Annotated in this window: 19 protein-coding genes; 6 read left to right on the top strand and 13 right to left on the bottom strand. The window is 63.3% G+C overall.

Features of this window, described 5'->3' with window-relative positions:
* The first annotated feature begins 58 nt into the window (after positions 1 to 58).
* The 4 genes from BLW08_RS00770 to fdxA are packed head-to-tail and all read left to right on the top strand — an operon-like array spanning position 59 to position 3,645.
* The gene (locus tag BLW08_RS00770; RefSeq protein WP_091322805.1) at positions 59 to 1,003 is read left to right on the top strand and encodes a dihydrodipicolinate synthase family protein; all 945 of its coding nucleotides are present in this window, start codon (positions 59 to 61) and stop codon (positions 1,001 to 1,003) included.
* Positions 1,003 to 1,815 carry an SDR family oxidoreductase gene (locus BLW08_RS00765; protein ID WP_091322804.1) on the top strand — a complete coding sequence of 271 codons (813 nt, stop codon included), beginning with the start codon at positions 1,003 to 1,005 and terminating at the stop codon, positions 1,813 to 1,815. The genes BLW08_RS00770 and BLW08_RS00765 overlap by 1 nt, the downstream gene beginning before the upstream one ends.
* Before the next feature lie 27 nt (positions 1,816 to 1,842).
* Positions 1,843 to 3,318, top strand: coding sequence for an aldehyde dehydrogenase family protein (locus BLW08_RS00760; protein WP_091322802.1), 1,476 nt, complete (start codon positions 1,843 to 1,845; stop codon positions 3,316 to 3,318).
* Positions 3,319 to 3,324: 6 nt separating this feature from the next.
* Positions 3,325 to 3,645 (top strand): ferredoxin, encoded by a 321-nt coding sequence (fdxA, locus tag BLW08_RS00755; protein ID WP_091322800.1) that lies wholly within the window; start codon positions 3,325 to 3,327, stop codon positions 3,643 to 3,645.
* Here fdxA and BLW08_RS00750 read toward each other — a convergent pair.
* On the bottom strand, positions 3,642 to 4,385 hold the full coding sequence (locus tag BLW08_RS00750; RefSeq protein ID WP_091322798.1) for a response regulator transcription factor: 744 nt from the start codon (positions 4,383 to 4,385) through the stop codon (positions 3,642 to 3,644). The two genes, fdxA and BLW08_RS00750, sit on opposite strands and share 4 nt — an antisense overlap.
* 99 nt (positions 4,386 to 4,484) lie before the next feature.
* On the opposite strand from BLW08_RS00750, the gene BLW08_RS00745 reads away from it, so the two are divergent.
* Positions 4,485 to 6,155 (top strand): sensor histidine kinase, encoded by a 1,671-nt coding sequence (locus tag BLW08_RS00745; protein WP_091322797.1) that lies wholly within the window; start codon positions 4,485 to 4,487, stop codon positions 6,153 to 6,155.
* A gap of 32 nt (positions 6,156 to 6,187) precedes the next feature.
* Here BLW08_RS00745 and BLW08_RS00740 read toward each other — a convergent pair whose 3' ends face one another.
* From BLW08_RS00740 to BLW08_RS00730, 3 genes are all read right to left on the bottom strand, one after another.
* Positions 6,188 to 6,433, bottom strand: coding sequence for a PLDc N-terminal domain-containing protein (locus BLW08_RS00740; protein ID WP_090820309.1), 246 nt, complete (start codon positions 6,431 to 6,433; stop codon positions 6,188 to 6,190).
* 35 nt (positions 6,434 to 6,468) lie between these two features.
* Positions 6,469 to 7,677, bottom strand: a complete 1,209-nt coding sequence (locus tag BLW08_RS00735; protein ID WP_091322795.1) for a 5-methylcytosine restriction system specificity protein McrC — start codon at positions 7,675 to 7,677, stop codon at positions 6,469 to 6,471.
* A gap of 73 nt (positions 7,678 to 7,750) precedes the next feature.
* Complete coding sequence (locus BLW08_RS00730; RefSeq protein WP_091322793.1) at positions 7,751 to 9,985, bottom strand: McrB family protein; 2,235 nt, start codon at positions 9,983 to 9,985, stop codon at positions 7,751 to 7,753.
* Between the two features lie 67 nt (positions 9,986 to 10,052).
* Here BLW08_RS00730 and BLW08_RS00725 point away from each other — a divergent pair, with 67 nt between their 5' ends.
* Positions 10,053 to 10,340: a chorismate mutase gene (locus BLW08_RS00725; protein WP_090820315.1), complete on the top strand. Its 288-nt coding sequence runs from the start codon at positions 10,053 to 10,055 to the stop codon at positions 10,338 to 10,340.
* Positions 10,341 to 10,379: 39 nt separating this feature from the next.
* Here the strand turns inward: BLW08_RS00725 and BLW08_RS00720 are convergent, their stop codons facing one another.
* The 9 genes from BLW08_RS00720 to BLW08_RS00680 all read right to left on the bottom strand — a co-directional run bounded on the left by BLW08_RS00720 (position 10,380) and on the right by BLW08_RS00680 (position 24,121).
* Entirely contained in the window at positions 10,380 to 10,982 is a 603-nt protein-coding gene (locus BLW08_RS00720; protein ID WP_091322792.1) for a DUF1349 domain-containing protein, read from the bottom strand.
* A gap of 88 nt (positions 10,983 to 11,070) precedes the next feature.
* Entirely contained in the window at positions 11,071 to 13,008 is a 1,938-nt protein-coding gene (locus BLW08_RS00715) for a DUF5107 domain-containing protein (RefSeq protein ID WP_254779606.1), read from the bottom strand.
* Positions 13,009 to 13,010: 2 nt separating this feature from the next.
* A complete protein-coding gene (locus BLW08_RS00710; RefSeq protein ID WP_091322790.1) occupies positions 13,011 to 16,046 on the bottom strand; it encodes a glycoside hydrolase domain-containing protein in 3,036 nt (1,011 codons plus the stop codon).
* Between the two features lie 150 nt (positions 16,047 to 16,196).
* Positions 16,197 to 16,955: a copper homeostasis protein CutC gene (locus tag BLW08_RS00705; RefSeq protein ID WP_091322789.1), complete on the bottom strand. Its 759-nt coding sequence runs from the start codon at positions 16,953 to 16,955 to the stop codon at positions 16,197 to 16,199.
* 35 nt (positions 16,956 to 16,990) lie between these two features.
* Positions 16,991 to 17,407, bottom strand: coding sequence for an acyl-CoA thioesterase (locus tag BLW08_RS00700; RefSeq protein ID WP_091323279.1), 417 nt, complete (start codon positions 17,405 to 17,407; stop codon positions 16,991 to 16,993).
* A 74-nt stretch (positions 17,408 to 17,481) separates the two neighbouring features.
* Positions 17,482 to 19,560 (bottom strand): ABC transporter ATP-binding protein, encoded by a 2,079-nt coding sequence (locus BLW08_RS00695; RefSeq protein ID WP_091322788.1) that lies wholly within the window; start codon positions 19,558 to 19,560, stop codon positions 17,482 to 17,484.
* Positions 19,557 to 21,290 (bottom strand): ABC transporter ATP-binding protein, encoded by a 1,734-nt coding sequence (locus BLW08_RS00690; RefSeq protein WP_090820325.1) that lies wholly within the window; start codon positions 21,288 to 21,290, stop codon positions 19,557 to 19,559. The genes BLW08_RS00695 and BLW08_RS00690 overlap by 4 nt, the downstream gene beginning before the upstream one ends.
* 227 nt (positions 21,291 to 21,517) lie before the next feature.
* Positions 21,518 to 23,629: an MDR family MFS transporter gene (locus tag BLW08_RS00685; RefSeq protein WP_091322786.1), complete on the bottom strand. Its 2,112-nt coding sequence runs from the start codon at positions 23,627 to 23,629 to the stop codon at positions 21,518 to 21,520.
* Positions 23,630 to 23,638: 9 nt separating this feature from the next.
* Positions 23,639 to 24,121: a MarR family winged helix-turn-helix transcriptional regulator gene (locus BLW08_RS00680; RefSeq protein ID WP_090820329.1), complete on the bottom strand. Its 483-nt coding sequence runs from the start codon at positions 24,119 to 24,121 to the stop codon at positions 23,639 to 23,641.
* Positions 24,122 to 24,228: the final 107 nt, after the last annotated feature.

The following is a 24,228-nucleotide window of genomic DNA, read 5'->3' as shown; positions in this document are numbered from 1 at the left end:
CCGGGCACTAAGTAATCAGTTTCCGCGTACCTGCGGTTTGCACTGAAAGGAACCAACCATGACTCAATCTTCTGCGCCCAAAAACCGAGAATCTCTGCTGGCTGGCGTGTGGGGCGTTGTTGCCACACCGTTCCAAGGCAGCACCCTGGATGTGGACCTGGACAGTTTGGCCGAGCTGGTGGAGCACTATGAATCCATTGGCGCCACCGGGCTCACGGTACTGGGCGTCTTTGGGGAAGCTGTCGCCCTGACCGCAGAGGAGCGCGGCCAGGTGCTGGAAACTGTGGTGGAGTCCACGTCGCTCCCCTTGGTAGTGGGAGTGACCGCTTTGGCCACCCGCCCGGCCATCGAAGAAGTCCGCGCCGCCCAGGAAATTGCCGGGACACGGCTTGCAGCAGTGATGGTGCAAGCCAACTCGGGCAATCCCCAGACGGTGATTGCCCACTTGGACGCCATCCACCGCGCGACCGGCGCCAACGTTGTCCTGCAGGATTATCCGCTGGCAAGTGGCGTCAGCATCCCCACCAAGGCCCTGATCTCTGTGGTCAACGCCTGCGAGTACGTCGTAGCCGTCAAGGCAGAAGCGCCGCCCACCAGCGTCGCGATCGCGGAGTTGAGTGCCGCCGTCGAGGTTTCAGTTTTTGGCGGGCTGGGCGGACAAGGACTGCTGGATGAATTGGTGGCCGGCGCGGCGGGAGCCATGACCGGTTTCTCCTACCCGGAAGCCCTCATCGCCTGCGTCCGGGCCTGGCAGGAGGACGGCTACGAGGCCGCACAGCGTGAATTGCTGCCGTTCCTGCCCTTGATCAACTTTGAGCAGCAGGCAAAGGTGGCGCTTGCCATCCGCAAGGAGTGCCTGCGTGAACGTGGCCTCATCAAGGACTCCGGGGTCCGTGCACCAGCGGCGGGTTTCCCGGAGGACCTGCGCACGAGCATGGCCACGCACCTTAGCGAGGCCGCTGCTGCCCTGGAAAACGCCAAGATCCCGGTACGGAGCTTCTGATGGATCTGGGAATCGCAGGAAAGACTGCCCTGGTTGCCGCCTCCACCGGCGGGCTGGGCTTGGCCGTTGCCCGCGCCCTGGCAGCAGAGGGCGTGCGGGTGGCGATTGTGGGCCGTCGTCGGGACCGTGCCAAGGAGATCGTCGCCGAACTGCAGGCCGCGTACGGAAGCGGCGCACTGGGGACCACCGGGTTTGACGCGGTGGCCATTGAAGCAGACCTCACCACCCCCGAAGGCATTGAGTCCGCCGTCGAACAGACAGTGGCGGACCTGGGGGCTATCGACATCCTGGTCCTCAATGGCCCCGGCCCCAAACCGGGTGCCGCGGCGACACTGAGCTCCGATGACATGGCCGCGGCCTTCGATCTCCTGGTCAAGCCCCACCATGCGTTGGTATCCCACGTCCTCCCGGGGATGCGGGAACGGCGGTGGGGCCGCATCCTGGCCATCGGATCCAGCGGCGTCACGGCGCCGCTGCCCAACCTGGCGGTCTCCAACACCGGTAGGGCCGCCTTGGCCGGATACCTCAAGACCCTCGCCGCCGAAGTGGCCTTGGACGAGGTCACCGTCAACTTGCTCCTCCCGGGCCGGATTGCCACGGATCGCGTAGCCCAGCTGGACCATGCAGCAGCTAAACGTCGCGGCACCACCATGGAAGACATTCAGCTCGAATCCCGCAAGACCATCCCTGCCCGCCGCTACGGAGAACCCGCCGAGTTCGGTGCAGCTGCTGCGTTCCTGTGCAGCGCGCCGGCGTCGTACATCACGGGAGTCGCACTCAGGTGCGACGGCGGCCTGATCCGCAGCCTCTAAGCCCAACCACCTTTCGAAGGAAAAACAATGACGTCAGCAACCTTGGAAACCACGCTCGGACAACACGCCACCATCACCGCCCAGCACCTCATCAACGGTCAGTGGCTCGGCGAGGCGGACACGCAACGGATGAACCCGGCACGTCCGGATGAGCTTGCTGCCCTCTCCCCCAGCGGCACTGCCCAGGAGGTGGACGCTGCCATCACCGCCGCAGCGGCCGCGCAACCCGGGTGGGCGGCACTGCCCGCTCCGTCCCGCGGGGCCATCCTCATCGCGGCCGGCAACCTGCTGATCGAACGGCAAACGGCCATCGCCGAGGACCTGGTCCGGGAAGAAGGCAAAACCCTGGCCGAGGCCAAGGGAGAGGTCAAGCGGGCCTCTGACGTTCTGCGCTTCTTTGGCTCCCTTGGCTGGGCCGCTACCGGCGAAGTATTGCCCAGTGGCCTGCCGGACACCACCATCACCACCCGCCGCGAAGCATTGGGCGTCGTCGGACTCATTACGCCCTGGAACTTCCCCATCGCCATTCCGGCGTGGAAGACAGCCCCGGCGCTGATCAGCGGCAACACCGTGGTCATCAAGCCCGCCGAGCTCACCCCCTTGTCCGCCAGCCATCTGGCCCGCGCCCTTCAGGACGCCGGACTTCCTGCGGGCGTGTTCAACGTGGTCCACGGCAAGGGCCGCGTGGTGGGCGACGCCTTGGCCCGGGACCCCCGTATCGCCGGCCTGTCCTTCACCGGTTCCACCAACGTAGGCCTGGGGCTTCAGGAAATCCTGAATGCCCGCCGGGCCCGCGTCCAGTTGGAGATGGGGGGCAAGAACGGCGTCCTGGTCCTGGACGACGCCGACGCCCGTAAAGCTGCCCAAGTAGTCGCCGCAGGCGCCTTCGGATTGACCGGGCAAGCCTGCACGGCGACGTCCCGCGTCTACGTGACGCCGGGCATCCGCCCGGCATTCCTCCAGGCCCTCACGGAAGAGGCCGCTGCCTACAGCACTGGAGACGGTCTTGACGCAGATGCCCGGATGGGCGCTGTGGTGAGCAGGCAGCAATTCGAGCAGGACCAGGCCGCGGTGCGCACCGCCGTCGAACGCGGCGCGACGCTCCTGCACGGAAGCCACGACGGCGACCCCACCGGGCCGCTGTTCTTCCCCGCCGCCGTGCTCACCGGGCTCCCGTTCGACGATGCAGCGGTCACCGAGGAGATCTTCGGGCCCGTTGTGGCTGTGCTTGAGGTGCCCGACTACGAAGCCGGCCTCGCTGCCATCAACGATTCCCGCTACGGACTCACCGCCGGGATCTGCACGGACTCGCTGGCCATCGCTACGGATTTTGCCGCCCGCGCACAGGCCGGCGTGGTGAAGGTCAATCGCCCGACGGCGGGACTGGACCTCAACGTGCCTTTCGGCGGGGTGAAGGACTCCTCCACCAACACCTTCCGTGAACAGGGCCGGTCCGCCCTGGACTTCTTCACGTGGGGCAAGACCGTCTACACAGGTGTGTAGCACGCCATGAGCTACGTGATCGCCCAGCCCTGCGTGGATGTGAAGGATAAGGCGTGCATCGAGGAATGTCCGGTGGACTGCATCTACGAGGGCGAGCGCTCGCTCTACATCCACCCGTCGGAATGCGTGGACTGCGGAGCCTGCGATCCTGTGTGCCCTGTGGAGGCGATCTACTACGCGGACGATGTACCTGACGAGTGGGCAGACTACGTCAGGGCAAACGTGGAGTTCTTCGAGGACCTGGGTTCACCGCAGGGTGCGGGCGGGCTGGGCAACCTCGGCCGCGATCACCCCGTGATCGCGGCCGAGCCGTTGCCGGTTGCCTAGTTGTTGCTTGAGGCGGGTGCCAGGCGGTATCCGACGCCGCGGACCGTCTCAAGCCAACGGGGTGCCTGGATGCTGTCGCCCAGCTTCTTCCGCAGGTTCCCCATGTGGACCTCCACTGCGCGTTCGTCCGCGTCGCTGACATAACTGCCGACGTCGTACGGTTCATTGCGCAGGCGCCGGGCGAGATCGGACTTGGTCCGCACGATCCGTCCGGTCTCAAGGAGCGCGAGCAAAAGGTCGAATTCGGTACGGGTCAGCTTCAGCTCCGTGCCATTCAGGACCGCCGTGCGGGACCCTGCAGAGACGGCCAGACCGTTGTGGCTCACCTCGGGGTCTACAGCTTCCGGAACGCTCTTGGAGTCCGACGACGCGCGCGGCCTTCGCATCATGGCCTCAACCCGGGCGCGCAGTTCGCGGGGCCGGAACGGCTTGGTGAGGTAATCGTCGCCACCCGCCTCAAGGCCCATGAGGGTGTCGAGCTCTTCGGCGCGTGCCGTCAGCATGATGATGTAGGCGTCCGAGGATTTCCGGATTTGGCGTGCCACCTCAAAACCGTCAATATCGGGCAGGCCGAGGTCCAAAGTAATGACATCCGGATTCAGCTCACGGGCTGACGTCACACCTGCAGATCCCGTGGACGCAACGTGCACATCAAATCCCGCTTGGGATAGAACCACACGCACCAATTCGCGAATATCCTGGTCATCTTCAATGACCAACCCCACACGTACTTCACTCATCGCAGCCCCTCAGCCCCTTCGATAACCTCAGAAGTATATCCATTATGGTTAGGCTGATCTTATGAACCGACTTTCTTCCGCATCCTTGGTTGATGTGTCATGACCGACCCCTCTTTCTGGGATATTGGCGAAAAGAAGAAACTGTTGGTGTTTCAGCGCTCCTTCCACGAACATACCCTGCGAATGCGCGTTGTCCTGAGTCAATTGCCGTTGTCTGTCTGCGTCTGTCTTTCGGCCATTCTGGTGTGGCTGTTTTTCCCGGCCACCCTCGAAAATCCGTTGTTCCTGATTTTCCTGCTCAGCCAGGCATTCCTGCTGGCTCTGTGCATCATCGTTCCGTGGCACCGGCTGCCCTTTGCCAGCTTCCTCATCATCCCCGTACTGGACATGGTCTCGATTGCCTTCGGACGTGAAGGGGGCCAAGAGGCACTGACGGGCCTCAGCGTCCTGGTGGTCCTGCCCGTGATCTGGCTATGCGCATCAGGTCTCTACCCCAGGCTCGCGATCGTCCTGTCCTTCCTGGGTCCACTGGGAATTGTCTGGGTTCCGCTGTTCATCCGGGGCACCGTCAACGAACAAGCTCTCACCAAGCCGCTGCTTTTCCCCATCCTCATCCTGGGGATCGGCGTTTCCGTCAGTGTGCTGACGTTGAGCATGGTGCGGCAGCAGCGTGCCCTGGAGCAAAAGGACGAGGCCCTCAAGGAAATGCTGGATGCCAGCACCAAGCAGGAGCGTCTGCTTAATACCGTCATGGAAGCCCTGCCGCTGGGCGTGGTGGCCGTGGACGGCAACGGGCACGACATCCTTATGAATCGTCGCCAGCGCCAAACGCACATACTGGCGACGCCTCCGGACAATGACGATCCCAACGAGTCCGAGCTGCTGGTCTTCGACACGGACAGGACAACACCGCTGGTGGCGGACCGACGCCCTGTGCGTCGCGCCGTCCTGGGCGAACGGTTCACCGACCAATTGGTGTGGCTCGGAACCGGACAAGAACAACGTGCCTTCACCGCAAGCGCCCGCCCCATGATGGACGATGCCGGAAAGTTCGCCGGCTCTGTGGTGGTGTTCAGCGACGTCACGGACCTGGTGAACGCGCTGGCTGCCAAGGACGACTTTGTTGCCAACGTTTCCCACGAGTTCCGCACTCCGCTGACCTCCATCCTGGGCTACGTGGAACTGATCCTGGATGATCCTGAGGCACTGGAGGCATCGTCCCGCAAACAGCTGGACATCGTCAGGCGCAACGCTGAAAGGCTCCTCACCCTGGTCTCCGATCTCTTGGCCGTCAGATCCGGCCAGATCGTGATCCAACCCCACGCCGTGGACGTAGCGGAATTGGTGCGCGGCAGCGTCACGTCCGCCGAACCCCGCGCGGCCAAGGCCGGGATCCGGCTTTCCATGGACCTTCCCGACGCTTTGGAAGCCCACGTGGACTCCTCACGCATCGCCCAGGTGCTGGACAACCTGGTGTCCAACGCGATCAAGTACTCCCCCGACGGTGGCGACGTGGAAGTAGCGGCCTGGGAAGACGAGGATTTTGTTTTTTGCCGGGTTACGGACACCGGCATGGGCATGAATGAAGAGGAACAGGCCGAGGCCTTCACCAAGTTCTTCCGCGCGGGCGGCGTCCGCAACAGCACCATCCCGGGCGTCGGGCTTGGGCTGCCCATCAGCAAGGCAATCGTTGAAGCCCACGGCGGCACCATTACCTTGGAGAGCCAACCCGGCCGGGGCACCACGTTCACAGTGAAGGTGCCCGCTTAGCGTTCTCCGGCGCGGTTCTCCAGCCCGGATATCTAGCGCACAGTCGTGGGCGCCGCTGCGTCCCGCTTGCGCCCGAACAGGAAGTAGCTCACCGGGCCAAAGAAGTTAATGAATGCGACAGCCCGCCAGACTGCCTTTTTGCCCCTGATATCTGAGTCCGGGGTCTTGGCGAGGCTGCGCTGGGCGGCAACCAGCAGCGCCAGATTCATCACTCCGCTGACCAGGACGGAGATCCGCTGGCCTTTGCTCATATCGCGCCACGTCTTCTTGCGGGCCATGATGCCTCCAATTGGCGAACGGTGTATGTATCAGGCTAGTCCGACGCCGGACGACCCGCCACAGCCTGGCGTACTACTTCCCCCCACGATTGCTCAGCGAGGTCCGCCACCGCTGCAAGGATTTCCGACGGCGGCAGCGACAGGTCCAGCGGATACTCAACGATGTCGATGTCCGTATTGAGGATGCGCCGCAACTTCACTTCCCCGGAACCGGCGTACACCAGCCACGCGGTGGGGACCCGGAGCGCCGTACAGTACGCCAGCAGCTGGTAGTGGTCGGCACTCAGCGAGGCGCCGGCGTCGGAAGCTGCTTTGTACTTGGAGTCGTACACCACCACGGGCCGGCCGCCCAGGAAGTGGACGGCGTCGGGACGGACGGTGAGACGGTCCGAGTCGTTGACGGCCTCATTGAGCAACGCACCGTACTGGAGCCGCATCTCCCCAGGGTGGGCAGCCATGGCACCGCGCAAGGCTGTCCCTACGAACTCCTCGAAGACCTGGCCCATATCCACCACGAAGGACGCCGATTGTTGCTTGCCCACGCCTGCCTCGGCCGAGGCATTGCGCAGGATCACCTCGGAGAGGCGCAGCACGGCGTGGTACCTGACGTTCATCCGGCTGGCCCGCCACGGCGGCAGGGGTGCTCCGGACTGCAGGCGGGTGACGGCGTCGAGCTTTCCCTTCAGCTGCCGCAGGCGGCTCAGGACGTCCGGCCGGACTCCGGGGACCTGCCCCATCCGTTCCAGGGCTGCCCGCAGGATGCGGTTCTCGGCAATGTCCTCCGTGAATTCGTCGTAGGACACCTCCAGCGGCACCATCATGCCTGGACGGCGGGAGATCTGGTCCGAGATCCTGATGCGGCCCTTGACGGTACGCAAGGATTCGTCCACGGTCAGGTACCCCTGCAGGATGCCTCGGCTGAGCGCTCTATCCGCCAACTGGGCCAGCGACTCAGCCAGCGCGCTCCACAGATCAGGGTGCTCCACAGCCTCCACGGATTGGTCCCGGAAGCCCTGTTCGCCCGCGTAGCTGAGCAGGAAAAGCAGGCGATTGAGGCCAAGACGGTCCTTGGGCCGTACCTCCAGCTGAACCGTAGCGGTGCGCACCGAGCCCACGTTGCCCACTGGTTCAATCCGGTAGAGGCCCATGCCCATGGGTGAGGCCTTGGCCAGGCCACTGGCGTTGATGAAGGCTGCCGATTGGGGGTCGAGCTTGTCCACCACGCCGCCGGACAGCTCATCCATGACGATGTGCCGGGGGCCCGCGGGGACCCGCCGGGCACTGGCAGGCGCCCTGCCGGGCCGTGGCGGGATGCCGCTAGCGGGCCGCAAGACGTCCCAACAGCTGTTCCAGGCCGAAGCGTTCCTCCAACTGCGCCCGGTTCAGCTGCCCGTGATAGTGCTCTTCCAGCAACGGCATGAGCTCGTACTTCCAAATGCGGCGCAGGCCAACGGGATTCTGGGCGGCGTTCTTCATGAAGTAGGACGGCCCGATCATCAGGTCCCTGTCCCAGTCATCAATGGCGTTATTGAGTGCGTCCAGGAGATCTGCGTTCAGCGTGTCCAAACCGCGGGCCTCCAGGAAGCGTCGCAGCGAACCACGGACAGGCTCCACTTTGGGGTGCAGTTCGATGAACGCGAAACGGCGGCGGATGGCTGCGTCCATCATGGCGATGGAACGGTCTGCCGTGTTCATGGTGCCGATGATGTAGAGGTTGTCCGGCAGGCTGAACGGCTCGTTGGGGCTGTACTGGAGGTAGATGCGATCGTCCCGGTACTCCAGCAGGAAGTACAGCTCGCCGAACACCTTGGCCAGGTTGGCGCGGTTCATTTCGTCAATGATCAGGAAGTATGGTTTGTGCGCGTTCTCCGGCTTGGCCGCTTCCTCCGCGAGGCGACGCAATGGTCCGGCGACGAGTTTGAAGGAGACTTGGCCGTCGTCTGTCTTGTCCGGCCTGTAGCCCTCAAAGAAGTCCTCGTAGGCATACGACGGGTGGAACTGCACCAGCTTCACGCGTTCGTCCGTGTGGTCCCCGGCGAGCTCGGCAGCGAGGTGCTTGGCCAGATAGGTCTTGCCCGTACCTGGCGGACCGTAGAGGACCAACTGGCGGTTCTCTTCGAGCAGCTCCGCGATCTCCTTGAGCGGCTCCAGGTCCATGTGCAGGGACGCGGCAAACTCTTCCGTCAGAGGACGGAAACCCTGCTGGACAACCTCGACGACGGCGGTGGGCGGCGCTTCGTCCTCACCATCGGTTTCGGCTTCTACCGGGAGCAATTCCTGGAGGGCCTGGATGACCCTGGTGACATCCACGAGGATGCCGGGGGTGGACAACTGCCGCTGGGCGTGGCGTGGAAGCTCAGGGATGGCGTAGCTGTCATCAAACCAGCGGACCTTACGGCGGATGCGCCGGTTGTCCTCATGGTGCTCAGGTTCACCGAGCACCACGCCTACGCGCACGCGGCCGGCGTGCTGGTAGAGAGTGAGGTCGCCGGGTTTCATCACGGTCAGGAAGGCGAAAACGGCCGTTTTGGTGTCTTCGCGTTCCACATAGCCAAGGTGCTTGTAATCCTCGTCCACAGCATGCTGGACCACGCCGGCCGTAACACCTGCGGTCAGTGTTCGCAGGTGCTGCACATCAAGAGTGGCCTTTTCTTCGGCTACCCAGGCGGCCAGGAGGTCCGCATTGTCGTGGTGGGTGCGCAGGAGCCAGGAGCGACGACCCGGGTCTCCCACCTTGCGCCACTGGCTTACCAGCTGACGGGCGTACCAATCGATGCGCTGACCGGCCTGCTCATCCAAATGCAGGCGGATGCGGTGGATGTCCGCGGTGATGTCCTCGTCCGAGTCACCCTTGGCACCACCCACCAGTGATGCAAAAGCGTCCCGGATCTCCTGCCGTTCAACGTCTGCCACCACTGGCTCAAAGTAGCTGGGCCACACCAGGTATTCGATGCTGCGACGGAGGGCGGGCTGGTCCTCGGGGGTGCCCGCCGCGAGTTCGTGAAACAGCAGAGGATCTGCCAGGGCCTGGTTGATGGTGGCCGTGCTCTGGCTGTCCACGTGCGCCACAAAGCGGCACAACCACTTCAGGTGGTCCCAGATGGTCCAGTTGAATTCCGCAGTGCGGTCGCGGATCACGCCGTGGTCCGTCATGCCCTCATAGAGCTCTTCGGGCAGCTCGATCTGCGGCTCAACCCAGGAGGCCGCCTCGGCAACGCGGGCGCGCTTGACCCTCAGCGACTTGACCTCGTGCGCAAGAGGCAGGGACTGCAGAAACAGCAATTCCACGGCAAGCAGCTTGGCTTCCCGTGAGGCGCCGTCAAGGTTCTGCCGCAGGTTGGTCATCATGGGGGCCTTGGAGTCTTCCACCCCGCGCTCGAGCCGCTCAAGCAGCTCACCGGCAGCATCCGACGTCCATGTCAGCGTGCTGCCGTCCAGCGCCGAGGGTCTGCCCTGCAGCGCCGGACCGAGCACATACCAGGCCGCGTCCTCGATCTCCTTGGAGATTCCGGGGGCACGGTCAATGGCAGGCTTCACGGAGGGGGTCACCATGCCAACTTACCTTGTTTGGTTTAACCAAGCATCTGGATATCCACAGGCCCTCAGTAGAGTTGACCGAATGACGAGTACGGGAATTGAGAGCATTCGAGCTGAGATTGACGAGTTGGACCGGCAGATCGTTGGGTTGGTGGCCCGGCGGCAGCACTGGGTGGTGGAGGCCGGCAAGCTCAAGGCGGATCGGGCCGCAGTCCAGGCACCAGGTCGGGTGGAGAAAGTCATCGCAAAGGTACGGGACCTCGCCGAGGAGTCCGGCGCGGCACCTGAGGTGGTGGAACGAACGTATCGGGCCATGATCGCAGCCTTCATCGACCTGGAATTGTCAGTTCACGAGGAGCACAAGCCTTAACCGCAGCATGGGGATGGCGGCAGCACTTTCTGCGGCAAACTAACTGCCGTCGCGCAGGTTCTCCGGTGATGTCTCCGAGAATTCGATGCTGTCGAATCGTGCTTCGCAACTGTCCCCCATGGGCGCCTGCGACATGAAACCAACGTGCACCGGTTTCTCCGTATCCAGCCGGAACAACCGGACGAAGGACCACACCCGGCCGTCAGCGGACGAGTGGAAGGCCCACGCCGGACCTACCCTGCTCACACGGAGGTAGACCCACGGCGCGGTCCACACAGGCCCATTCGAATCGTCGGAGTATTGGTTGGTCACCACGCTGACCACCATGGCCTCCCCTTGAGGAGAATACTCAAAACAGAGCTTGGCCCAGTGCTCGCTGTCCGCCCACAAAGCCAGCACTCCGGCGTCGAACGTTGTCCTGGGCGAGGAGACCAGCACCCGTGCCGAGAGCGAGAAGGCCGACGGGGCCCTGAAGCCCAGCGCCGTGGCGCCGTGCTGGGCTTCCCCACCGAGGGAGTCGTTGGTCCAGTCGACGCCGGGAGCGGCAGTGAGCGTCAGGGTTCCCTCCGCTTGGTCATAGCTCGCGTGGCCAGGCGAAGACGTCCACTCCAAAGGTGGAAGTCCGTCTATTTCGGGAATCAAGGCGTGCTCCGTTCATCGTTTCTGTTTCGTCCAGAACACGCTTTCAGAGGTTGCCCCGGATGTGCGGGAGGCCACACCGGGGCACCCGTCAATGCATTCCGAACTGGTACGCGGCTGGCACGTCTTCGCCGGGGCACACGTCTTCCCAGAGGTCAGCGAGCGCGTCCTCCCCTTCCCGGAGGTCCGGAATCTCCACGCCTTCGCGCAGGATGCCCGCAGCTGCCGCGGCGTTCCCGGTCCGTGCCAGCGCCAACGCCCGGAGGAACGTCAAACGCCCGACGCCGGGACCCGCCTTGGGTGCCGTGTCGTTCAGTTCCAGCGCCATTGCCGGGTCCCCGTGCCGGATGCTGAGGGTGATGGCCTCCGTGAGCAGCGCCGTGTTGGCCGGGTCAGCCTCCACTCCCTTGCGGAGTTCCGAGAGTCCTTCGGCGTCCTGCCCCGCAGCCAGAAGGGCCAGGCCCAGCCCCCGGTGCGCGAGCGCTTTGTTGGCGGGAGAGCCGCTGCCGACGGAAATCACCTTGCCATACAACTCCTTGGCTCCTGCCAGGTCCTGCCGGGCGTGCTTGGCCGTAGCCAGTTGGAAGTGTGCCTCCGGACCATCCTGTCCTGCCAGCAACGTCTCCCAATCAGCCCCGGAGACGAAACTGGGCGCGCCGTCGAACGTTTGCCCATGCAGCAGTCCCAGCCATGGTTCCTGTTCTTCTGTGAGGCTCTCGTCCACGAACGGAGTTCCGCTTTCATCCACCCAGCTTTGGCCCGAGGCGAGCCTGCGGGCACGTTCAACCACACCCCAGCCGCTGCCTTTCAGCAGCATTTTGGACGGCGGCGCATCGGCGTCGGTGACCGCGGCGGACAGCATGGACTCGAGTTCTTCGTGGGGCAGGAGCTGTTCCAATCGGTCACCGGCGTGGGTCACGGCGGCGTCCCAATCGGTGCCGTGCGAGGTATCCGGGTCCAGGTGCCCGTTGCCGTACGCCTCCACCCAGGACCATTCCGCACCGGCGGGCATCACCAGGTGTTCAAACTGTGTCTGCGCGAGGCCGGCCTGGATCTCTGCGTACGGGCCAGCTCCGGGACTCAGCCATTCCTGCCAGCGTTTACCGCCCTGACCTTGGCCCCACACGAACAGCTTCTTTCCCCGCAGGAGTCCCGTGGACAGCATCGCCAGCCCGTCGCCGTCGTGGTCCGCGGCCACAACCCAGCGCCGCTCTGAAGGGTCGATGTCGAAAAAGAAGTCCGCCGCGTGGGGGCTGTTGACCGGCCAGGTGCCGTCATAGCCTTCGTGGTTGGTGGGCCGGACGCGGGTGATGTCCGTGGTGTAGTCGCTGCCGAAGGCCTCGTCAGCCGGTGCAATCACCCGGGTGCGGTCAGTCTCGGGGATGGCTGCGTTGCTCCACCAGTACATGGGGACGTCGTGGCGGTTGGGGTTCCGGATCCGCACCGCGGCAAAAACCACAGGCGAGTCCTCGGGCAGCCAGATGTCCACCTGGAACACCACCTCGCGCAGCCGTTCGAACTCCCACATGCGCAGGATGTGCTTGCCGTCCGGCGTGTGGACGATCGCTGTGTGCAAGGGATCGCAGCTGGTGGGTGAGTGGCCGCGGGTGCCGATGTTCCATTCCAGCCCGCCCGCGAACCACGCTTTTCGCAGCGCGATGTTGGCCAGCTGTGGGGCGTCGTGGGTGTGGAGGAGCTGCTTGCCGGTGGCTTTGTCCAACAGCTCCCAGATGCGGCCGCCCAGCGACGGAAGGACCGTCACTTTGAGTTTGCTGTTTTCCAGCACGACGGCGGGCAGCTCCCTGGGTGCCGCCTCGCGGCTGTAACCGTCCTGCATCAGGTACGGGTACACGTTGGGCACCACACCGTAGCGGGCGGACGCCTGGAGTTCCTCGGGCACGCCTTCGCCCACGGTGTAGGGCTGGTCCAACTCGGCGGCCACCACCGGCAGGGGGTTCAACGGCCCGACGTCCGCCATGGTCAAGGAGATGGTAGTGACGGCGAGGTTGGAGGTTGCTGTGTCTGCCACGTTCAGAATCCGATCACGAGAAGGAGGCCGCGCTGCGGCGCGAGGGTCATGGGGTGGCCCGGCGCATAGGCCGCGGCTGATTGGAAGCCGCGGATTGCCGGGGCGTCCATGCGGGTGGCGGCAGCTTCGTCGTCGAATATCAACGTCACGTCCTCAGTGTGCTCGGCCCATGACGCCAGCGCCACAACCATTCCGCGGTCAGTCATCCAGGTAGTGGCAAGGACGTCCGGGTGGCTGGTCCGCACTGGTGCTTGGGGGTCCCAGAAGCCAATCATCTGAGCATGCTCAAGGTCATTGGCTGCCCAGAACTCCCATAGAGGGCGGTTGTCCACGGCGGGCGCCCGGCCAGTCATGCCAAACACCATGCCCCGCCACGGGTTGCCTCCGCCCTCCAACATCTCGCCCATGAGGCCAAAGGGAATGCCGGACAACTCCACCAACCAATAGTCGGGATCCGTGGTGTCATAGTCGAAGTACTCCCCCAGCCACAGCCTGTCCACATAGGGCAGCTGTTCCATGTACAGATTGGCCGACGACGCGTACCCGTCGTGGGCTGTGAACTGGTTGGCTGAGTGGAGGTCGATCTCAGGGCCGTCCACCCCGCGCTCCACGCAGGCACGCTCAAGGACCTTGCGGACGCGCAGCATGGCGTGCCGGTCATAGGCAACGTCATCCAGGTAGATGCCGTCGATCCCGTTCTCACCCGTGGCCAGTTCCTGCAGGCTGCGTACATAGAAGTTCTCCCAGCGGGATTCGCCCGTGGTGACCACGGCTATGTCCTCCACATTGGGAGCGAACCACGCGGACACGTAACCGCTGCCGGCATGTTCCTGCAACCAAATGTGGCCTGCCCCTGGACCGTCGCTGAAGATCTCGTGGTCCAGTTGGAGCAACGGCAGCAGCTCCGGGCTATGGAACGTCAGCTCGCGGACCGTGTTGTAGATCTTGGCCCTGAGTCCTTGCCGATGGCACCTCGCTACATACTCCTTCAACGAATCCTGAGAAAGCAGGGGGTCGTTGATGTACGGCGCCGGGGCTGTGGCGTGGTGGATATTGACCACTGTGGCGCCCGCGGTCTTGATGATGGCCGGGTGGGCGGGCTCATGGAAGTAGCGCTTGGACAGATGCTTGCCGGGTTCGATCGGTTTGAAAGGAGTCAGCAGCAGACGGAAGGTGAAGTCCAGGGTCTCTCCCGCAGGGAGGGTTCGGGCACCGCTGAAGGCATGCAGCGTCACGGCGTCCTCCGTGGTCTGTAACGTAACGCCTCCCCGGACCCCGTCCTCCTGTCGATGAGCCCACGATTTTGGTTCCACCAGCGGCTTCTCCCGGTAGAAATTGGTATTCAGCGGCCGCTGGTAACTGTCATCCCGCAACGACAACTGAAGTCCGGCGTTCACCCCGCCCAACCAGAGCGCATCCTGGTTCTTGCTGGCAACGTCCCAGGCCCAGTGGAGGGTTTCGGGCCGACGCCCGCCCGGAACGCCCAAGCCCATGGCCAGGGGAACCGCGGACTTAAGGAACCTAAGATGCAAGCCGACGTCGTTCACGTCAAGAGTCTTCCCAGGCACCAGGCGGAGAGCGTACGTAACTGCGCCATCGGCGTCGAGGACTCCCGTCAACTCCAGCGCCACCGCCGCGGCACCGTCCCGCCAGCCAGTCCAATGGCAGCGCCACGTCACCCGCGCCGGACCGTCAACGGTGAACCCGATCGGCGAGAATTCCCAAGCGATCCCGTCGATGTCCAGCTTCATTGGAGTGTCAAAAAGCTCGACGGCGGGACCATCCGTGGAGGTCACAGCTGCCGTGAACGTGGACGTCACCTGGGCCGGAAGCCCCGATTCCGCCAGCCGCAGGGTCCTGCCCAGGATTCCCAGCGTTGCGGACGATTCATCCACCGTAATGGCGGTGAACGGCGCCACAAGCTCCGCATCCTGGGCCACAGCCGAGTCCAGCCATGCAAGGCGCCGCAGGAATCGGGGATCGCCGAAGCCACCTTCAAGAATCGCCGGATCTGAATCTTCGCCGGCCTCCACGTCCAGCGTGACGTCGATGGTCCGGGGCGGCTCCCCCGCTGCATGGATGGTGACCACCGTTGAGTACGTGGTTCCTGCCGCGTCCCGCGGGACCGGGAGGACCACGTAAAGGGCCCGCACCGTTCCGGCCGGAACGCTCAAGGCCCTGCGCCAGGGTTGGCCCAAGCGGTCCACTCCGTCAGTGTTGATGCAGTGCCCGCCCTCCGGGGAGTCCACCTCGACGCAGATGCCATGAAGTTCCTTCTGCGCATACAGTCCCAGCTGAACCACATAGTCCTCGCCGGCCTGTGCAGTCCCGTGGAACGTGTCCGAGGGGCCGCCAATCACCCAGTGCGCCGGCAGGTCCGACTGCATCGACACTGCATTCAGGCGGTCTTCGGGGAACACCAGGAATGCTTCCTCAGAATGATCCGCCTGGAGTCTTTCCAGTTCGTCCACGCGGGCCGTGAAGTTCATCGGTGCGAAGGAGTCGCGCTCGCTGGCGGCCTCGTAACGGAGGACCGTTGCTTCGGGCAGCCCGGCTTGCCCTGCAGGTGCCCAGGGAGAACGGCCGACGGCGGCGGCCCATGCAGGGTCCGCGGCCGGGCGTTGCGGGAGGTACTGCGCCTGGGGATAGTGGGGCTTCCCCAGCATCGCGTAGGGCAGGTAGTAGGCGAAATAGATTCCGGGGCCGTCTATGGCTTGGAAGACGAGGGTTCCGGACTCCTTGGTGGCCCGTTCCACAACGACGTTCCGGACCCTGGTTCCTGAGCTTTCGGAGACAACAATGACCTCCACCGCTGCAGGATCCTTGTCCTGCCGCCGCCATGGCAGCACCACGCTGTGGGCTTGACCCACTCCGGCCCCCTCACCCAGGACTTCCATGACGAACCGGTGGTTTCCGTAGAGCAGTTTGTCCCACTCTCCGATACCGCAGGCCACCTCCGGATGGCCTGTTGTCCTGCTGTTTTGGGTACGAGGTGGAGGGAACATGACGGCCGGTGAAACCGGCGAGGGCAGCGGCATCGCTGGGACTCCTGAAGGTAGCTTCCGGGGCTTTCCACCGAGTTGGTGAATCCTTACATCATCCCGGCGTTCCACGGAATCGTAAAGGGTCATTACGATGCGTACTCACTGGCATTTGCCCGCCCTTTTGACTGGACGGGGAGGGTTGTTTCAGCGTGCCAGATTCAGGGCGTTCACCATCGCCCTGGCGGCCCGGACAACCTCGCGGTCGGTGACTGTGTAGGCCGTGGGATCGCTGCCGTCCTGCGCTCCGAGGGAGATGGCTCCTTCCCCGAGGGTGGAAACGGTCTTCTTGGCGGAAAGGTGCACCGCCGAGAGGCCCGCACGGTGCATGGCCGGGATGTCGTCCAGGGATAGCCCGCCTCCGGCCATGATCTGCAGGGCACTTCCGGCGCGCTCTGCCATGGTGGTCAACGCAGGCAATCCGGCCCCTGCCGTGGCTGCGTGTCCCGAGGTGAGCACCCTGGTGAAGCCGAGCTCGAGCAACTGATCCAGGGAAGCCATGGCGTCTCTTGACTGGTCAATGGCCCGGTGAAAGGTCAATTGGGCTTCCGGGTTGGTGTTCCGGGCGGAATCAACCAAGCGTCGAACGGCCGGAACATCCACGTCTCCTGCCGGAGTGAGGGCTCCCACTACCACCCCGTGGGCTCCTTGGGCCAGCAGGTGCCGGATTTCATGCGCCATGGTGTCCACGTCGGATGCGGAGTACTGGAAATCGCCGGGCCTGGAGCGAATGAGTGGATGGATTTCCAAACGTCCGTCCACGTGCTCCATGCTGGCTTCCATGAGACCTTGACTGGGTGTAATGCCGCCCAGTTCAAGGCTGCTGCACAGTTCGATGCGGTTGGCTCCCTCGGCGGCGGCAGTACCCGCACCGGCAGCGCTGACGACGGCGATTTCAAGTTTCATGCTGAAACTCTACGGGCAACTCGATAGGAGCCGAGCTACCCGCGGTACTGCTCCAGCTTTTCCTTTTGCTCGGGTGAGAGCCGCAGGACCCGACCCGTGGCTTCGGCAACGAAGGCCAGATGCGTACTGGCTTTGACGCAGTCCTCCCGGGTCACCGGGTCCTTGATGACGTAGTGGAGATCGAAGCTGGCGCCCTTGATGGCGCCTACCCAGATCTCCACGGCGGCCGGAATGTTGCGGTACTCAAGCGTCCGGACATAGCGGACCTTATGCTCCACCACGAGGGTCATGGTGCCCTCTTCAACATCGTTGAACAGGGCGGCCGGTGGTTCCACACCGGGAAGGCCCGCGCCGCGCGGTGGCCCGAAGGCTGCGATGCGGGCTTCCTCCAGCATGCGGACGATCTGCACGTTATTGATGTGTCCATAGGCATCCATGTCACCCCAGCGCATGGGCACCAGTACCTCTATGCGCCGGGGTGCCATGGATTCGTGGACGTTCACTCCGGTGCTCAGTGAATCCGAGCTCAGCTGTGCACCGCCGTCGAATCGTCAACGGCCGTTTCTTCCTCACCCGCGAACTGGGACATGTACAAGCGGTAGTACGCGCCCTGCAGGGTCAGCAAGTGGGCGTGGTTGCCCTGCTCCACGATCTTGCCGTTTTCCATCACCAGGATGGTATCCGCGTCCCGGATGGTGGAGAGACGGTGGGCGATCACGAAGCTTGTCCGGTCCGTACGGAGGGCAGCCATGGCCTTCTGCAGCAACAGCTCGGTACGGGTATCCACGGAGCTCGTAGCTTCGTCCAGGATCAGCAACGAAGGATCTGAGACGAAAGCACGGGCGATGGTGATGAGCTGCTTTTCACCGGCACTGACGTTGTTGCCTTCTTCGTCAATGATGGTCTGGTAGCCGTCCGGCAGTGCACGCACAAACCGGTCCACGTAGGTGGCCTTGGCCGCCTCCATGATCTGTTCTTCTGTGGCATCCAGCTTGCCGTACTTGATGTTGTCGTAGATGGTCCCGCCGAACAGCCAGGCATCCTGTAGCACCATGCCCACCTTGGACCGCAGTTCAGCGCGGCTGAGGTCCTTGATGTCCACGCCGTCCAAGGTGATCCGTCCGGCGTTGAGCTCGTAGAAACGCATCACGAGGTTCACCAGAGTGGTTTTGCCGGCACCCGTGGGGCCAACAATGGCAACCGTGTGGCCCGGTTCCGCGCTGAAGGACAGGTCCTCGATGAGCGGTTTGTCCTCTACGTAGCTGAACGAAACATGATCGAACTCGACGTGGCCGTCGGTTTTGGAGGGCAGGTGTCGCGTTCCGGTCTCCTCAACCTCTTCGTCAGCGTCAAGGAACTCGAAGACGCGCTCAGCAGAGGCAACACCGGACTGCAGCATGTTGGCCATGCCGGCAATCTGGCCCAAAGGCTGGGTGAATTCACGCGAGTACTGGATGAAGGCGGTGGCATCGCCCAGGCTCATGGAGCCGGAGGCAACACGCAAGCCACCCACAACGGCAATGCCGACGTAGGACAGGTAGGACACAAAGTTCATTGCCGGGAAGATCACGCCGGAAACGAACTGTGCACCGAACGAGGCTTTGTACAGTTCGTCGTTCTTCTCGTCGAAGCGCTGCAGCATGTCTGCGTCCCGGCCGAAGACCTTCACGAGGTCGTGACCGGAGAACGATTCCTCGATCTGACCGTTCAGCGCACCGGTGTTCTTCCACTGTGCGGCGAAGAGCTTCTGGCTGCGGGCACCGATCACGCCGGCCACGATTCCAGAGAGCGGCAGGGCGATCAACGCGATCAGCGCCAATTCCCAGGACACGATGAACATCATGACCGTGATGCCCAGAACCGTCAGCACAGAGCTGACCAGTTGCGAGAACGCCTGCTGGAGACCCTGCTGGACGTTGTCGACGTCGTTGGTCACGCGGGACAGGATGTCGCCACGCTGCCGGGTGTCGAAGTAGTTCAAGGGGAGTCGGTTGAGCTTTGCCTGGACATCGTTGCGGAGCTTCTTGATGACCCGCATGACGATCCTGTTGAGCAACCAGCCCTGGGCCCACAGGAAGATGTTGGCCACGAAGTACATCAGGAGCACGATCGAAATCAGGAACGTCAACTTGGAGAAGTTGATCCCGTTGGTGAGCTCCATCTTGGACACCATGTCCGCAAAGTTGCCCTGGCCCTGCTGGCGCATGAGCTCCACGAACTGTTCCTGGGAGACCCCTTCAGGGATCTGCTTACCCATGACGCCGCCGAAGATCACGTCCATGGCGCTGCCCAGAACCTTGGGAGCGATGACGTTGAGGACCACGGATACCACCACGAGGCCGATGACGATGTACACGCCAACGCTTTCCGGCTTCAACAGGCCCATGAGTCGCTTGGCCGATGGCCAGAACGCCTTTGCCTTCTTGGCCGGAACATCGCCGAACATGCCGCCATCGGCTTCTGTGGGGACGTATTCCTCTTCTACGAAGTCTTCGTCCTCAAGCAGCTCGGTTGCGACCTCTGCCTCGGCCGTAGCCTTGGCGTCCTTGGCGGCCTCTGCCTTGGCAGCCCAGCCACGCTTCTTCTGCTGGTTCTGCTCGCTCATGCCACTTCCTCCACGCTCAGCTGGGATTCAACGATTTCCTGGTACGTGGGTGACGTTTCCAGGAGTTCGTCGTGCGTTCCGCGGTCAACAATTCTGCCGTTATCCAGGACAAGGATTTCGTCGGCATCCGCGATGGTAGAGACGCGCTGGGCAACGATGATGACCGTGGCGTCCCGGGTTTTGGCCTTCAGGGCCTTTCTGAGCCTGGCGTCTGTAGCAACGTCCAAAGCGGAGAACGAGTCATCAAACAGATAGACATTCGGTTTGGTCACCAACGCCCGGGCAATGGACAGCCTCTGGCGCTGACCACCGGATACATTGGTGCCTCCCTGGGCGATACGGCGGTTCAGGCCAGAGGATTTTTCCTCAACGAAGCCCTTGGCCTGTGCTGTTTCCAGCGCATCCCACAGTTCCTCATCCGTGGCGTCGGGCTTGCCGAAGCGCAGGTTGTGCTCAATGGTTCCGGAGAAAAGGTACGGCTTCTGCGGAACAGCCGAGACGCGGCTGGTGATCTCCGACGCGTCCATCTTGGTGACGGGAACGCCGTCGAGCAGGACGTCACCGGAGGCGACGTCGTAAAGCCGCGGCAGCAGAGAGACCAAGGTGGTCTTGCCGGCGCCCGTGGAGCCAATAATGGCCAGCGTCTTGCCGGGCTCTGCGGTGAAGGAGATGTTGCTCAGCACCGGCGCCTCGGCACCGGGGTACTTGAAGGTCACGTCCCGGAACTCCACGCGTCCCTTCTTTTCTGCCGGCACCACCGGGGAGGACGGATTGTGGATGGAAGGCTCGACGTCCAGCACTTCGCCAATGCGGTCTGCACACACGGAAGCGCGCGGAATCATCATGGCCATGAAGGTGCCCATCATGACGGCCATCAGGATCTGCAGCAGGTACTGGAGGAAGGCCGTGAGCGCACCCACCTGCATGTCGCCGGAGTCCACCCGCTGGCCGCCAAACCACAGCACTGCTGCAGTAGAGAGGTGCAGGATCATGCCGATGGCGGGGAACATCAGGACGAAAAGGTTGCCGATCTTCACGGAGACAGCCGTAAGGTCCTCATTGGCGTCTCCGAAGCGCTTCGCTTCGTGGGGTTCACGCACAAACGCGCGGACCACGCGGATGCCGATGATCTGCTCACGCAGCACGCCGTTGATGGCGTCAATCTTGGTCTGCATGGACCGGAACAGCGGCATCAGTCGGACTACGAGGTAGCCCACAACGGCCACCAGCACCGGCACCGAAACCCAGACGAGCCACGAGAGGCTCAGGTCCTCGCGGAGCGCCATGATGATGCCACCCACGCACATGATGGGGGTTGAAACCATGAAGTTCAGGCCCATCAGCACCAGCATCTGTACCTGCTGGACATCATTGGTGCCGCGGGTGATCAGCGTAGGGGCGCCAAAACGGTTGACGTCCTGGGCCGAGAAGCTGCTGACCTGGCGGTAAACGCTGCGTCGCAGGTCCCGGCCGATGGCCATGGCAACGCGCGCGCCGAAATACACGGCGATGATTGCGGCAAGCACCTGTCCCAGGGCGACAGCGAGCATGAGTGCACCGGTTTGCCAGATGAAATCAGTGTCCCCGCGGGAAACTCCCTCATCAATGATTCTGGCGTTGAGGCTGGGAAGGTAGAGCGTGGCGATGGTGGACGCCAGCTGAAAGATCAGCACGGCCACAATCTGCGGCAAATACGGCTTGGAGTAGCGCCGTATAAGGGTGACAAGCATGCCCACGGGTCCTTAGAAAGAGTGCGTGAATGAGATAAGAGAAGTGTCGCAGCCGGGGCTGACAGTATTAGCCTCCCTACTCTACGAAATCCGTTGCCCCGACGAAACAACTTACGGAAAAGATCATCCCAGCGGAGTAGTTCATGTGCTGTGGATGCTCCCGTTGGAGCAGGCAGCACAGCAAAGCGCCGGCTGGTTTCCCAACCGGCGCTTCACCGTACGTGGACTTAGCCCGCGTGCTTGCCGTGGTCCGGCCTGGCTTCAACGCCCTGGAGGAGCAGCAGCGCCATGCGTTCCTGCTGCCTGCGTTCGCGTTTGAGTTCTTTGCGGATCGCGGCCAGCTCCCCGGCAGTCTTCGCCTGCTGCTCCGCGATGGTTTGCTGCTCCCGCAACCGGGCCTGCAGTTCCACGTTGGCGCGGCTGAGCTGCAACTGCTGTTCGGCCAGAACGTACTGGGTCCGGGAGAGTTGCTCCTGCACTTCCTTCACGTCAGCCGTGGCGTGCGGACGTTCCTGCGTGAGAATCCGGGCGAACTCCAGGTCAAGGTCGGATCCGGAATCCTGCTTCGGAGCCGGACGTTCGGCACTCGGAGCCGGACGTTCGGCACCCGCACCCCGAGGTTCGGCACCCGCACCCCGAGGTTCGGCGCTCGGAACCTGACGCCCGGCACCCAACGGGCGTGCGTCGTCGTCGTGCGTCCTGACCGCGTCCAGGGACGAAGTGTCCAGTGACATTCCGGCATCGCCGGAGGCCGTGGCGATGAGTTCCTTCTCAGGTGCTGCATCCACCGTGCGGCGCAGCGGACGTTCCTTGATGAACAGCACAGCCAAGAGGGCCACCACGCTGATGATCGCGGAGATCAGGAAGATCTGTGCCGTGGCGTCGCCGTAAGCAGCACGCATGATGTCAGCGATGGGCGCGGGCATATCGGCAAGGTCCATGCTGGCTCCGGACGCGCCTCCTTGGACGGGAATCCCGGCAGCGGCCATGCCTTCGACAGCGAGGTCCTTCACGTGGTTGGACATGATGGCACCCAAAACGGAGACACCGATTGCGCCACCTACGGAGCGGAAGAACGCCACGGAAGCACTCGCGGTTCCGATGTCCTTGGCCTGAACAGTGTTCTGGACGGCGAGCACCAGGTTCTGCATGAGCATGCCTAAGCCGAGCCCAAACACACCGGTGTAGATCGCCACGATCCACAATTCAGTGGTGTGATCCATGGTTCCTGCGAATGCCAGGCCGCCGATCAGGAGTACGGAGCCTGCAATCAGGAACCTCTTCCACTTTCCGAAGCGGCTGATCAGGATGCCCGAAGCCACGGAACCGATCAGGTTGCCCGCGATCATGGGCAGCGTCAGCAGGCCTGCCTCAGTGGGAGTGGCGCCGCGGGCCACCTGGAAGTACTGGCCCAGGAAGGTTGAGGAGCCGAACATGGCGATACCGACAGCAACCGAGGCAATGATCGCCAGGGCCGTGGTGCGCTCGGAGATGATCTTGAGCGGGATGATCGGCTGGGCAACCTTGGTTTCAACAAAGACCAGGACTGCCAGCAGCGCTACGCCGCCGCCAACCATCAGCGCGGACTGCCAGGAGAACCAGTCGTAGTAGTCGGGGTTGCCTGCGAAGGAAACCCAGATCAGGAGCAGGCTGACGCCCGAGGTCAAGAGGATGGAACCGAGCCAGTCGATCTTGGCGGGGCGCTTGATGTGTTGGATCTTCAACGTCACCTGGAGCAGGATGAGCGCGACGACGGCCAAGGGGACGCAGACGAAGAACGTCCAGCGCCAGCCCAGCGGGCTGTCAACGATGAAGCCACCCAGCAACGGGCCACCGGCGGTACCGACGGCCATGACGGCGCCCATGTACCCGGAGTACTTTCCGCGATCACGCGGCGGGATCATGGAACCGATGATGGCCTGCGCCAAGGCGGTGAGACCACCCATGGCCACACCTTGGATGACGCGTGCGGTCAGCAGCAGCGGAATGGTTTCGGAGAGCCCGGCCATGACAGAACCGGCCACAAAGATAATGATGCTCAGCTGGACCAGGAGCTTCTTGTCGAAGAGGTCCGCTAGCTTGCCCCAGATGGGCGTGGTTGCAGCGTTGGCCAGCAACGCGGCCGTGATGACCCACGCGAAGTCGGTTTGCGTGCCCTTGAGTTCGGACATGATGGTGGGCAGTGCGTTGGCGACGATGGTGCTGCTGAGGATCGCCGTAAAGAACGCCGCGAGGAGCCCGGTGAGGGCTTCCATGATCTGACGGTGAGTCATGGGCGCGGCAGCCTTGTTAACTGAGGCGTCCACCGCCTTGGTGTTGTGTACTGCTGGTGTGGCCATGCTTGGCTCCTAAGCTGTCTGGTTTGTTGTGATGGAGCCGGCCGCCGTTGCCCGGATTGAGTCCTTGAGGGACTCCGTGAGTTTGTTGATCACCTGGGAGGCCTCGAGGGCGTCCGCCTCGCTCCAATCCGCCAGGTAATCCCGCAGTCTCACGCTGCGTTGTTCTTCGAATTCGCGCAGTTTCGCCGCGCCCCTCTCCGTGAGGGCAAGGAGCTGGGCTCTGCCGTCCGCGGGATCTGGCCGCCTGACCACAAAGCCGAGTTCCTCGAGTTCGGTGACGTGCCGGCTCAGGACTGGGGCGCTGACACCCAGGCGCGTGGCCAACTGCGTGGCGCGGGTCTCCCCCTCGCCGATGAAACGCATCACCCCTTGCACGGCCATTCCGACGTCGGGAACTCGGGCCATGTGGGCGGTGACCACACAGCGCAGCGTGCGCTGAAGATCGAAAATCTGATGCACAAGATCGGTCGCTGTGGCAGAACCGACGGACATGATAGACACCCCTTTTTTGTTTGCCTAAAGCAACTATAGCTCAAACTGATTGCTTTGGGAAACTAAAGATGAGGTAATGGGCGTCCGCCACCGAGAACGCGGGAAGA

This window comes from Arthrobacter sp. cf158, assembly GCF_900106835.1.
Classification (GTDB): domain Bacteria; phylum Actinomycetota; class Actinomycetes; order Actinomycetales; family Micrococcaceae; genus Arthrobacter.
This window is presented reverse-complemented; position numbering and strand designations above follow the sequence as displayed.

What these genes read in the sequence shown, in the direction of transcription:
- BLW08_RS00730 (WP_091322793.1), bottom strand. Translation starts at nt 9,985, where the DNA reads ATGGTGACCCCCTCCGTGAAGCCTGCCATTGACCGTGCCCCCGGAATC.
- BLW08_RS00690 (WP_090820325.1), bottom strand. Translation starts at nt 21,290, where the DNA reads ATGCTTGTCACCCTTATACGGCGCTACTCCAAGCCGTATTTGCCGCAG.
- BLW08_RS00695 (WP_091322788.1), bottom strand. Translation starts at nt 19,560, where the DNA reads ATGAGCGAGCAGAACCAGCAGAAGAAGCGTGGCTGGGCTGCCAAGGCA.
- BLW08_RS00770 (WP_091322805.1), top strand. Translation starts at nt 59, where the DNA reads ATGACTCAATCTTCTGCGCCCAAAAACCGAGAATCTCTGCTGGCTGGC.
- BLW08_RS00680 (WP_090820329.1), bottom strand. Translation starts at nt 24,121, where the DNA reads ATGTCCGTCGGTTCTGCCACAGCGACCGATCTTGTGCATCAGATTTTC.
- BLW08_RS00705 (WP_091322789.1), bottom strand. Translation starts at nt 16,955, where the DNA reads ATGAAACTTGAAATCGCCGTCGTCAGCGCTGCCGGTGCGGGTACTGCC.
- BLW08_RS00710 (WP_091322790.1), bottom strand. Translation starts at nt 16,046, where the DNA reads ATGCCGCTGCCCTCGCCGGTTTCACCGGCCGTCATGTTCCCTCCACCT.
- BLW08_RS00740 (WP_090820309.1), bottom strand. Translation starts at nt 6,433, where the DNA reads ATGGCCCGCAAGAAGACGTGGCGCGATATGAGCAAAGGCCAGCGGATC.
- BLW08_RS00700 (WP_091323279.1), bottom strand. Translation starts at nt 17,407, where the DNA reads ATGCGCTGGGGTGACATGGATGCCTATGGACACATCAATAACGTGCAG.
- BLW08_RS00765 (WP_091322804.1), top strand. Translation starts at nt 1,003, where the DNA reads ATGGATCTGGGAATCGCAGGAAAGACTGCCCTGGTTGCCGCCTCCACC.
- BLW08_RS00725 (WP_090820315.1), top strand. Translation starts at nt 10,053, where the DNA reads ATGACGAGTACGGGAATTGAGAGCATTCGAGCTGAGATTGACGAGTTG.
- BLW08_RS00735 (WP_091322795.1), bottom strand. Translation starts at nt 7,677, where the DNA reads ATGGATGAGCTGTCCGGCGGCGTGGTGGACAAGCTCGACCCCCAATCG.
- fdxA (WP_091322800.1), top strand. Translation starts at nt 3,325, where the DNA reads ATGAGCTACGTGATCGCCCAGCCCTGCGTGGATGTGAAGGATAAGGCG.
- BLW08_RS00750 (WP_091322798.1), bottom strand. Translation starts at nt 4,385, where the DNA reads ATGAGTGAAGTACGTGTGGGGTTGGTCATTGAAGATGACCAGGATATT.
- BLW08_RS00745 (WP_091322797.1), top strand. Translation starts at nt 4,485, where the DNA reads ATGACCGACCCCTCTTTCTGGGATATTGGCGAAAAGAAGAAACTGTTG.
- BLW08_RS00685 (WP_091322786.1), bottom strand. Translation starts at nt 23,629, where the DNA reads ATGGCCACACCAGCAGTACACAACACCAAGGCGGTGGACGCCTCAGTT.
- BLW08_RS00760 (WP_091322802.1), top strand. Translation starts at nt 1,843, where the DNA reads ATGACGTCAGCAACCTTGGAAACCACGCTCGGACAACACGCCACCATC.